The 10,162-nt window shown below is 48.1% G+C and carries 9 protein-coding genes; 7 read left to right on the top strand and 2 right to left on the bottom strand.

The genetic code is table 11. The features are described 5' to 3' along the window. Nucleotides 1-132 precede the first annotated feature (132 nt). The gene (locus tag CHB92_RS06765; RefSeq protein ID WP_144266280.1) at nucleotides 133-729 is read right to left on the bottom strand and encodes a hypothetical protein; all 597 of its coding nucleotides are present in this window, start codon (nucleotides 727-729) and stop codon (nucleotides 133-135) included. A 426-nt stretch (nucleotides 730-1,155) separates the two neighbouring features. Next, nucleotides 1,156-2,232, bottom strand: a complete 1,077-nt coding sequence (locus CHB92_RS06760; protein ID WP_089318424.1) for an acyltransferase family protein — start codon at nucleotides 2,230-2,232, stop codon at nucleotides 1,156-1,158. An 874-nt stretch (nucleotides 2,233-3,106) separates the two neighbouring features. Between CHB92_RS06760 and CHB92_RS06755 the strand changes: the two genes are divergently transcribed. The 7 genes from CHB92_RS06755 to CHB92_RS06725 all read left to right on the top strand — a co-directional run bounded on the left by CHB92_RS06755 (nucleotide 3,107) and on the right by CHB92_RS06725 (nucleotide 10,125). Beyond that, nucleotides 3,107-3,613 (top strand): hypothetical protein, encoded by a 507-nt coding sequence (locus tag CHB92_RS06755; protein ID WP_089318423.1) that lies wholly within the window; start codon nucleotides 3,107-3,109, stop codon nucleotides 3,611-3,613. Nucleotides 3,614-3,660: 47 nt separating this feature from the next. After that, entirely contained in the window at nucleotides 3,661-4,146 is a 486-nt protein-coding gene (locus CHB92_RS06750) for a hypothetical protein (RefSeq protein WP_089318422.1), read from the top strand. Between the two features lie 309 nt (nucleotides 4,147-4,455). Beyond that, nucleotides 4,456-4,929, top strand: a complete 474-nt coding sequence (locus CHB92_RS06745; RefSeq protein WP_089318421.1) for a nucleoside deaminase — start codon at nucleotides 4,456-4,458, stop codon at nucleotides 4,927-4,929. Nucleotides 4,930-5,052: 123 nt separating this feature from the next. Continuing rightward, on the top strand, nucleotides 5,053-6,570 hold the full coding sequence (locus CHB92_RS06740; protein ID WP_089318420.1) for a sensor histidine kinase: 1,518 nt from the start codon (nucleotides 5,053-5,055) through the stop codon (nucleotides 6,568-6,570). Between the two features lie 2 nt (nucleotides 6,571-6,572). Next, complete coding sequence (locus CHB92_RS06735) at nucleotides 6,573-7,295, top strand: sensor histidine kinase (RefSeq protein WP_089318419.1); 723 nt, start codon at nucleotides 6,573-6,575, stop codon at nucleotides 7,293-7,295. A 19-nt stretch (nucleotides 7,296-7,314) separates the two neighbouring features. Next, complete coding sequence (locus tag CHB92_RS06730) at nucleotides 7,315-7,728, top strand: response regulator (RefSeq protein ID WP_089318418.1); 414 nt, start codon at nucleotides 7,315-7,317, stop codon at nucleotides 7,726-7,728. Between the two features lie 45 nt (nucleotides 7,729-7,773). After that, nucleotides 7,774-10,125 carry a hybrid sensor histidine kinase/response regulator gene (locus CHB92_RS06725; protein WP_089318417.1) on the top strand — a complete coding sequence of 784 codons (2,352 nt, stop codon included), beginning with the start codon at nucleotides 7,774-7,776 and terminating at the stop codon, nucleotides 10,123-10,125. Nucleotides 10,126-10,162 lie beyond the last annotated feature (37 nt).

The following is a 10,162-nucleotide window of genomic DNA, read 5'->3' as shown; positions in this document are numbered from 1 at the left end:
TGAACGCAGCACTAAATCAGCCGAGACCATGATTCAGATTACCATGATACATATCATGCTTAAGAAATTAGATAAATGAAATCAAAACAGCCTCTTAAAGTTTTGTCTATTTTACACGGACTGGGTCACAACCTATCTGGCAGCAGCATTCTGCAGGGTCTGAAACTCCATTTGCAAGGCCTTAATCCTCACTTCTGTCTCCGTTTGAATATTACCGGCTATTTCCTCTTTTCGCTCGTTAAGCTCTTCAAAAACCATGTTAGCCATTTCCCAGTCGTTCTCGTTCCATCCATCCTTTTTCAACCGCACGTTTTCCAGAAAAGTGGCATAGGCCTCGCCGACACTGTTTTCATTGATCGTGGTCATATCGGCCCACCGTTCCAACAGGTTACGCTCCCACTCATTCATGCGCTTATCACGCAGGCTGCGCTCATAAGCATCGTCGGCATCTGTAAAGACCTGTTTCAACTGTTTATACTCTTCTTTTAATTCATCAGAGAAGTTATCCTGCTGCTGATCCAGTTCTGCCGTACGCGTTCTAAAGTCCTGTTTGGCCTGCTGCCAGTCTTCTTTCGTTCGGTTAGTCAGGTCGGAGGTCTGCTCGTTTACCCAAGCTCTAAAATCCGTCAGTTCGTCTTCCACCGACTGCTCTCGGGTGGCAGAGCAACTACTAATAAGTATACCCGCTACCAACACCCATATAGCGCTTAGTCTTACTTGTCGTATCATAACTCCTTCATCAATTGTTCTTGCAGCTATAAATACGCGTCTTAAAGGTATAGGATATTTTGCACCAGTTTTACCACCGTTTCGCATACTATGGAAGAAGGTTTCCATAGGCTATAAGCTCTACTCGAGGCACAAACTATTGCTACTGTATCTCGTAAACTTTAAAAAAGGGTTATATTATAAGAAGGCTCAACTGCACATAATAAACTGAATACAATTGTAAAGCCATACGCCTTAAATGGCACCACCTGAAATAGCTTGCACTACGAGTATGCACCTAAGGGCACAAGTGTAGCGCAAGCTATTCTTTTGTGTGTTCATATAGTGCTTGTTGCCAGCAGATCAAACCTGAAGCGAATAAAGTTCTTCCGGCCAGGGAGAGACTTTACCTCTTCTTTTATATTTAGATGACCAAGCTCTAGCAGGTTAGGCAACTTTACGATTCGCTGCTACAGTCTTGGGCAGACTGGCAGAAAACTTCCTGCCTAGCCTTATAAAATATTGCTCAAAGTACCTGAAACTAAAGTAGCTGATGGTGAGTGTTCCTACCACACTTAGCACTAGCCTCACAGACACAGGAAGTGTGTAAATACTGCTGACGTATTGTAGCACCATCCACACCACAGGGTGCAACAGGTAAACAGAGTAGCTAATTTCGCCTAACAGTCTCAGCGGCTTGTCAAGGAAGGAGGGCAACTGGTAGGTGCCCTTGTAGGCTGCCAGGCAGATTAATATTGCGAGCACGGTATAGAGCATTCGCACGCCACCTGTCATTAGTGGCAGTACACCTCCTCCCTGTACAGGGAAAAAAGCAAACATGCCTAGTGCAAGCAGCAGCACGCAAAGCATGATTTCCGTTTTCACTTCCCGGTCCTTCATTAAAACACCACAAAGGAAGCCGGAGAGAAACAGAAAGGCTTGATTAAGCGGATTAACATAGTGCTCCCACACTCCTTTGTTAAAGTCATCAAAACCAGGGAACACATAAAAGGCATAGTAACTGTAAAAGCCAAGGACCACCAGAGACAGCGCTAGCAGTAAAGGGATGCTCCTTTTCAATAGCACCATCAGGACCGGGAAAAGCAGGTAAAAGGACAGTTCGTTGCCAATGCTCCACAGCCCCGTTACAAAGTATTCGTCAGGTGCCAGAATGCTGAAAAGGCCGGTTAAGTTCAGGACAAGCATCCTTGTTCCTGGCCATTCCCTCAGACATAGGTTTATCAGAATCAGGGCCCACAACAGCGGCATGATCCGGAAGGCGCGTTTTATAAAGAAGTCCGGGAGGTTAACCCCATCAGGTCTCAAGGTTGGACTGTAGACATGGTAGAGGGTAAGGCCTGAGAGCACATAAAAAATAGACACCCCATAAATACCGATCTTTTGTATGAAATCATCGGGTGATAAATGGACCTGGTAGGCATAGCCCGTGTAATGGTAACTCATTATCCCAATGGCGCAAAGCCCCCTCAGGTAGTCTAAGTTGTGTAACCTGTTTGCTTTCATTTAACCGAATAAAGCCTGCAATAAAGCAAGGTTTAGTGTTACAACAAAATAAAGTTTACCGCTTGTAACATAGCGATTTATGTTTATACTACTTTCTTTCTATACCACAGAATCCTCCTGACCTACGCCATCTCGCCCGCTGCTTCCTTCGTACGTTTGTAAAGCTATTAAGCTTGGGCAGATTACTTTCCATAGATAGCTTCCAGAACCTTATAGCAGGCCAAATGGCTACGGAAGCTCCGTGCTCACATACTCTCGACAACCCCCTCTGGCTCCAGTAGCACTTATAAACTCCGGTGAATTAGGTTGAACAACAGAAGCTAACCTTTCTTGACCGGATAGCGAAGGCTGTTCCTGCTCTTGGAGGGGCCCCTTTTCACTGTGTCTTCCGACATTCAGTCATGCCAGGCGAACTTCGGCTTCGTCGATGATTTCCTATGTATGGCCTATGTTATCAAGCGATTGGTATAAAATGAATTGTAACAGAACTTATTCTGCTTAGTTTTGAGAAGTTATGAAAACAAAGGATTGCTTGTTTAAGGTGAGATCTAAGTAAGTCCCTTAAGTTTTAGCTGTGAAGCCACACTCCTAGCAGAGTGTGGCTTTTATCATTTTAGTCATGATTGACCCACCGCAACAGGGCAAACATATTATTTACACCTCTAATATGTCCTATCGTTATATTATAGAGCGTTCCTGTATCTAATGAACGATGCTGCATATTTTTTCATCTTCTTTTCCCCTACGCATCAAGACAACAGTAATTTTTCTAAGTAAAAACACTAATCATACAATAATTATTATATATATTGCTTCTCGCTTCTTTCCGAGCCACAAAGACAAAAGGAGGTCTCATACAACCACTCCCTAGCCCATGAAAACACTTTTCACTGCTTTGCTTCTTTCAGTATGCGTTGGCGCGCTTGCCCAAGAAAGCACCTCGCTGTATGCCTCCACCGAAAATGGAGGGCAGGCCGTATCCCCCATCACCACGCCACAGAAGCAGGACAATGCCATTATCATCGATACGGGCCTGAATGGTGAGGAGGCTTTTATGCAATGGGGCCGGTACCTGGCGCAGAACGGCTTCGCCATTGGTGACAGTAACAAAGACTTTCTGACCTTCACCACCAGGCCCAAAGATACCAGCAAGCTAAACTATCACTACACCATCACTTCCTCAGCAGATGAGATGGGCAAGATACGGCTGACCATGCGCTGGCAGAAAAAATCAAGCGACATCGTGAACGCTCCGGCCTCTAACTTCTATGACTGGGAATACAGCGACAAAGCCCGCAGCGTGCAGGGCCTGGTCTTTAAAGATGTGATGGAATTGGTCAGCTCCTTTGGCAACTACCCTATATCCGTGAGCAGACTGTAAGCTCTTTCCAAGCTAAAACCTAACCTCTCATTATAAACCCCGAACCTATGAAAAACACTATCCCTCTCCTCTTTCTGCTGGGCGGCCTGCTCCTGTCCTCCTCCTGCGACATGCCTGAAGCAAAGAAACCCCTGCGCGAGCGCCTGCAGGGCGAGTGGCTAATGACAAAATCCACCACTACCTACTTTGACTCTCTAGGCAACCAGATGGAGCAGCAACAGGTTTACCAACATGACTACAACGGCAGAAACTTTTCCATCTTCATCTTTCAGGATACCATTGTAGATATTAAGAGACTAAGGGATCCCTCCGCCTTTCCCTATGAGTTAAAGGAGAGCGAAGGACAAGACAGTATCCTGGCCCTCACCTTCACCAGAAATCACCCGGCTCACCGGATCGGGGTAACCTTCCCGGAAGAGAACAAGATGCTGTGGCGTTCCCGCTCTTTTCATTCCAAACTGCCCACCACGCCGCACCCTGACATGGAGGTGGAAACGGAGTTCAAGAGAGTGAAGTTCGAGAAAGACAAATAACCCACACCTGTCTTTCCGGGCTATGTAATATCCGCAAAAGGTCCTGTTCTTCCTCAAAACAAGTAAATCCTAGCCACCTCCCCCTACAGGTGTGCTAGGAGTATGAGAAGTTGAAGCTGGAGAACCGGGAGCGATTTTAGTTTGATAAGAAGTTTTGCTACATCACGATACATAAAACCGCTTCAGTTCATGCCTTACGCCTTCGCTATGCCGGGTACGCAACCTCATATCTAAATGGTAGTATGCTTAAGACAAACAAGGTAGCTTCTCCTACGGAAGCAGTGTCTATAGCAGCAAAGCCAACATCATATGAGCGACAAGCAGGCATTCATGCGGAAAGCGATACGGCTTTCTTTAGAGAAAATGGAGGAGGGATTCGGAGGTCCTTTTGGAGCAGTGGTTGTACGAAACAACGCGGTAGTGGCCTATGGCTATAATCAGGTACTCTCATCCAACGATCCTACAGCACATGCCGAGGTAGATGCCATCCGGAAGGCATCACAGGTTCTGAGCCGTTTCGACTTGTCTGATTGCGAGCTCTACACCAGTTGTGAGCCCTGCCCTATGTGCCTGGGAGCCATTTACTGGGCCCGGATCCGCAAAGTGTACTATGGCAATACCAGACAGGATGCCGCAGCTATTGGCTTTGATGACGCCCTCATTTACGAAGAAATAGAAAAGCCGGTGGGGGACCGGACAATCCCGATGGAGCAACTGTTGCCACAGGAAGCAAACATAGCCTTCAGTACCTGGGCACAAAGAACTGACAAGACAAAGTATTAGCCACAGTTGCCCCTATTCTTCTTGGCTAGATTGTGCTAACAAAGTATATTGCGCTGCTTATATTGGAGAAAAAAGACAGCTCCGGTCATAGCCCTCCTGGTATACTTTGCCCTTTAGCCATACATGAAGCTCCTTACCAAAATTTACCTGGCCTTTGGCTTTATTATGCTCGTTTTTACGTTTGTAACAGCTTCGTATGTGCTGCAAACAGCAGTAGTGCAGGAAGATGTTGAGCAAGCCATGGTATCGAGCGAAATACTTCGCCTCTCCCAATCCATGGGTAAAGCTATAGTTGACACCGAGACCGGCCTTAGGGGCTTTCAGGTATCCGACAATGAAGCTTTTCTGGAACCTTATTATAACGGGCAAGAGGACTATGAGTTTGCAAACAAACAACTATTCGAACTAGTAAAAGACCCAGCGCAGCGCAGGCTCCTTACTTCCATAGACTCAACCTACAAACAATGGCTGCATGTGTTTGCCATCCCCTCCATCAAACTGCAAAAAGAAGCTCTTAGGACTGAGGCGGGTAAAGCTGCTTTCGAAGACTTTCGTAATAACATGATCCGGGCAGGAGCAGGACGAAAAATCATGAGCGTAATCCGAGGCAAGATAAGCACTTTCGACAATCAGGAAGTGCTGCTAAAAGAGAGCAGGATGCAGGAACTGAAGGCAAGTCTCCGCTTTACGGACAATCTGTCTATTGCCCTAACCGTGGTCTGCTTTGCAGTAGGCCTTTTTATCATACAGGTATTGGTAAAAGCGATTCGCGAGCGATTTCGTGGTATAGCTGCAATGGCAACAGAAATAGCCAACGGCGACTTGAGAGCCCGGGTAACCGATGAGCGCAACGATGAGATTACCCAGGTTTCTAAGTCCCTGAACGTAATGGCCCAGCGCCTGGAGGCAAGCTTTTCCAATCTAAAGAAGATAAACAGCGAACTGGACCAGTTTGCCTATGTGGTATCGCATGACCTAAAGGCACCGCTACGGGCTATCAACAGCTTGGCTGAGTGGATAGAGGAAGACCTGGGCTCTGACCTGGACCAGGAAATCAAGCATAACCTGCAGCTGATGCGAGGGCGCGTTTTTCGGATGGAAAACCTAATCAACGGCATACTGGACTACTCCCGTATTGGTCGGAAAGAGTTGCCCAAACAACACTTCTCCTGCTTTCGGCTGGTAGAGGAGACTATAGAAAGCCTGGCCCTGCCCGATAGCGTTAGCATAGAAGTGAGCAGTACACTGCCTGAGCTTAACACCGAACGCATCCTGTTGCAACAGGTCTTCACGAACCTAATCAGCAATGCGGTAAAGTACAACGACAAGCCGCATCCTGTAATACAGGTTGGGGCCAGGGAGCTGGCCCGTTCTTATGAGTTTTGGATAGCAGACAACGGGCCAGGCATTGGCAAAGAGTACCACGAGAAGGTGTTTGGCATCTTCCAGACCATGGAGGCCCGTGACACAAAAGAAAGCACAGGCATCGGGCTGGCTATCGTGAAAAAGATAGTGAGCGAGAAAGGCTGCAGCATCAGAATAGAATCAGAAGAAGGAATGGGTAGCCGCTTTGTATTTACATGGCCAAAGAGCGCCGATGTGGTAAAAGCAAGTTCCCCTAGTGCCGTGCTGGTCGTTTAAATATGGACATGGAACCACACGCAGCAGCCTGCTCCAAGCAATTGGAACAGCTTAAAAAAGACTTTGAGGAGTTTGCCTATATCGTCTCGCACGACATGAAAGCACCGGTGCGGGCTATCGTTAATCTTTCACAATGGATTGAGGAAGACCTGGGGGACCACCTGCCTCCTGACGTGAAACACAACATGGACCTACTGCGCAACCGGGCCTTCCGGTTGGAACGCATGATCGAGGCCTTGCTACAGTACTCGCGCGTCTCCCGGTATGATCTTGAGACAGGGCCGACGGACCTCTTAGAGCTGCTGCTAGCGCTAAAGGCAGAGCTTCCCCCTCATGTTCAGGTAGACGTGCCCGCAGAGCTGCCGGTGCTGCTTACCTATAAAGCCAAGTTGCGGCAGGTGCTGAGCCAGCTGCTACAAAACGCCTCTTTTTTTACGCAGAAAGACCGCCCCAAAATCATTGTGCGGGTACAGGAGCAGGCAGAGTTTCTGTTGTTTGAAGTGACGGACAATGGCGATGGGATACCGGCCGAGGCCCTAAGTAAAGTCTTTACCCTTTTCTATACAGTATGCCCGAAAGATAAGGTAGATACCGTGGGAGCAGGGCTGGCAATTTCAAAGAAAACAGTACAGTTTGCGGGCGGCACTATAGAAGCGCTGGCAAACGAGCCGGAAGGCACCACCATCCGCTTTACATGGCCAAAAGGGCCTTTAACCAATACCTAAAAAGCATACACACACAGTCATGAGCGAGAAATTAGTTAACATTTTGTTAGTGGAGGACGACGAGGTAGACATAATGAACGTGCAGCGCGCCTTCCGCAAAAACGCTATCACCAACCCTCTTTTTGTTGCCCATAACGGCGAAGAGGCACTTGAGATGCTACGCAGCGGCATGGTTCCGTTTCCACACATCATCATCCTCGATATTAACATGCCCAAAATGAATGGCTTGGAATTCCTGCGGGAGCTGCGCGCTGATGAGGAGTTTAAGAGCGCCAGTGTTTTTATGATGACCACCTCCAACGAAGACAGCGATAAGATCAATGCCTATAACCTTAACGTGGCGGGCTATATTCTGAAGCCCTTGTCGTTCGAAAAGTTCATTGCTTCCGTGGCCACTCTTAATAATTACTGGAAGCTTTGTGAGCGTCCCTAACAAACACGAACAGCATACCCTTCTTCTATAATTAGTATAGAGACTTTGAGCAAAGATAAAGAGAACAATAACCTGCAAGAGGCGTTCTGCGAGCAATTAAGAATCCTGATCATCGACGATGATGAAGTGGATCAAATGGCGCTTAGAAGATCATTGCAGAAGTCTGGCCTGAATGCCCAGTCCTTTTCCGTGAGTACCGCGCAAACAGGGTTACAGCTGCTGCGGGAGCAAGTATTTGACTGCATTTTTCTTGACTTTAAGCTGCCGGACATGGACGGTTTAGAGCTCATGCAGCACATACTGGGCCTGGAGTTACAGGCACCCGTACTGCTCGTTACCTCGCATGGGGACGAACGAATCGCCACACAGGCCATGCGCATAGGGGCCGCTGATTACATTCCGAAGAGTCTACTCACTCCTGAGGTAATCTCGCATAGCATCCGCTCAGCTATACGCCTGCGAAAAGCCGAGCTACAGCGAGTCGAATCGGAACGGAAGCTGCGCGATACCCAGCACCAGCTGGACATGATCATCTCCAATTCGCCAATGGCTTTCTTCAGCACCAATGCTGCCGGGGAGTTTCTCTTTGCCCAAGGGCGCGCTTACGAGATAAGCGGCATAAACCCCGATGAGATAGTAGGCCGCCCTTACCAAGAGGTGTTTCGGCAACATCCGCGCATAGCGGAAAGATTTAAAAGAGCCCTGGAAGGTGAAACAATACAATCTGTAGACGAAACAAAAGGCTACTTCCTGAATGCGCATTATAAGCCTTTCTATAATGAAAGAGGACGCATGATGGGGGTAACCGGGTTTGCACTTGATATTACCGACCGCATCAGAAACGAGCAGGAGCTAATGCAGGCCAAAGAACTGGCAGAGCAATCAGTCCGTGTAAAAGAGCTGTTTATGGCTAACATGAGCCATGAGATACGCACGCCAATGAATGGCATTATTGGTCTGACCAGTGTATTGCAGAAGACACCTCTCACGGAAGAGCAGCACAAGTTCCTGAAAGCTATTCAGGTGTCGGCAAACAATTTAATGCTCATCATAAACGACCTGCTGGACTTCTCAAAGATCACGTCACAAAAGTTCACCTTCGAGCAGATTTCCTTCAGCTTGCCTGAGCTGGTACAGGATATAGTAGACCTGATGGGCGCGCGTGCACACGAACGCGGAAACAAACTGTCTGTTCATGTAGGCACTGAAGTTCCAACGCTATTAGAGGGTGACCCGCACCGTCTGAAACAGGTGCTGCTCAACTTAATAGGCAACGCCATTAAGTTTACAGAGCAGGGAGAAGTGAGATTATTCGTTCAGGCAGGGCAGCAGGAGAATGAAAAACAGCTGCTGGAGTTTACAGTAGAAGACACAGGCATCGGCATACCAAAGGAAAAGCTCCACGCTATCTTCGAAAGCTTTACGCAGGGGACCAACGATACCTCCCGCAAATACGGGGGCACTGGCCTTGGGCTCGCTATCTCCAAAAGCCTGGTGGAACTACAGGGAGGTACTATTGCCGTCCGGAGCCAGCCTAAGGTTGGAAGCACTTTCTCATTCTCTCTACCATTCCTCGTCCAAGAAACACCCCCTCTGCCGGCAGCTGTCACTAACGAAACGGAGCCAGAAGACCATAGCCAAACGCTAACACACCTTCGCCTGTTACTGGCTGAAGATAATGAGATCAATCAGTTGCTTATTTCCACGGTGCTATCGGAGTGGGGGATAAGCCTGGACATGACAAGTAATGGCAAAGAGGCACTGCAAAAGCTGCAGCAGAATCAATACGATCTGGTGCTAATGGACATGCAAATGCCGGAATTGGACGGCTATGAAGCCATCAGACAAATTAGGGAATCGTTCGGGGAGAAGGCAAGCGTTCCTGTTATAGCCCTTACGGCCCATGCAACGAAGGGAGAGATAGAGAAATGCATGGCTGCCGGGGCCGATGCGTATGTCTCTAAGCCCTTTGATCCGGAGCATTTATACAGAACAATTTTTAAACTGACGCGAGTGCCCGCAACTTCGCCCCTTCGTACTCCACCTCGCCTTAACCTGGCGACCCTACAAAATCTGATGAAAGGCCAGGCTGGGTTTCTGTACGAGTTGTTGCGTATGTGCCTGGGCAATATCCAATTCGCCGTTGGTGCCCTGGAAAACTACATAGAGTCCGGTGATGACTTGGAAAAACTTGGTGCAGTCGTGACAGATTTTTCTGATTGTGTCTCTCTTGTTGTAGCGCAGCCCCTGCTAAGTACGCTGACCGAGCTGCAGCAGTGCATCAAGCATCAGAACCGCGCCCTTGTTAAGTCCCTGGCGCATCAGGCAGCCCAGGAAGCCAAAGCAGTTATTGCCTCGCTTCAGCAGGAACTAGACAGGCTATCTCTGCAAGAGTAACACAGCTTTCCTGATAAATACAAAGGTCCGTTCTTTA

It is taken from the genome of Pontibacter ummariensis, assembly GCF_900188175.1.
GTDB lineage: Bacteria > Bacteroidota > Bacteroidia > Cytophagales > Hymenobacteraceae > Pontibacter > Pontibacter ummariensis.
This window is presented reverse-complemented; position numbering and strand designations above follow the sequence as displayed.

Excerpts from the sequence above, each read along its gene's own strand:
- CHB92_RS06765 (WP_144266280.1), bottom strand. The coding sequence starts at position 729 with ATGATACGACAAGTAAGACTAAGCGCTATATGGGTGTTGGTAGCGGGT.
- CHB92_RS06760 (WP_089318424.1), bottom strand. The coding sequence starts at position 2,232 with ATGAAAGCAAACAGGTTACACAACTTAGACTACCTGAGGGGGCTTTGC.
- CHB92_RS06755 (WP_089318423.1), top strand. The coding sequence starts at position 3,107 with ATGAAAACACTTTTCACTGCTTTGCTTCTTTCAGTATGCGTTGGCGCG.
- CHB92_RS06750 (WP_089318422.1), top strand. The coding sequence starts at position 3,661 with ATGAAAAACACTATCCCTCTCCTCTTTCTGCTGGGCGGCCTGCTCCTG.
- CHB92_RS06745 (WP_089318421.1), top strand. The coding sequence starts at position 4,456 with ATGAGCGACAAGCAGGCATTCATGCGGAAAGCGATACGGCTTTCTTTA.
- CHB92_RS06740 (WP_089318420.1), top strand. The coding sequence starts at position 5,053 with ATGAAGCTCCTTACCAAAATTTACCTGGCCTTTGGCTTTATTATGCTC.
- CHB92_RS06735 (WP_089318419.1), top strand. The coding sequence starts at position 6,573 with ATGGACATGGAACCACACGCAGCAGCCTGCTCCAAGCAATTGGAACAG.
- CHB92_RS06730 (WP_089318418.1), top strand. The coding sequence starts at position 7,315 with ATGAGCGAGAAATTAGTTAACATTTTGTTAGTGGAGGACGACGAGGTA.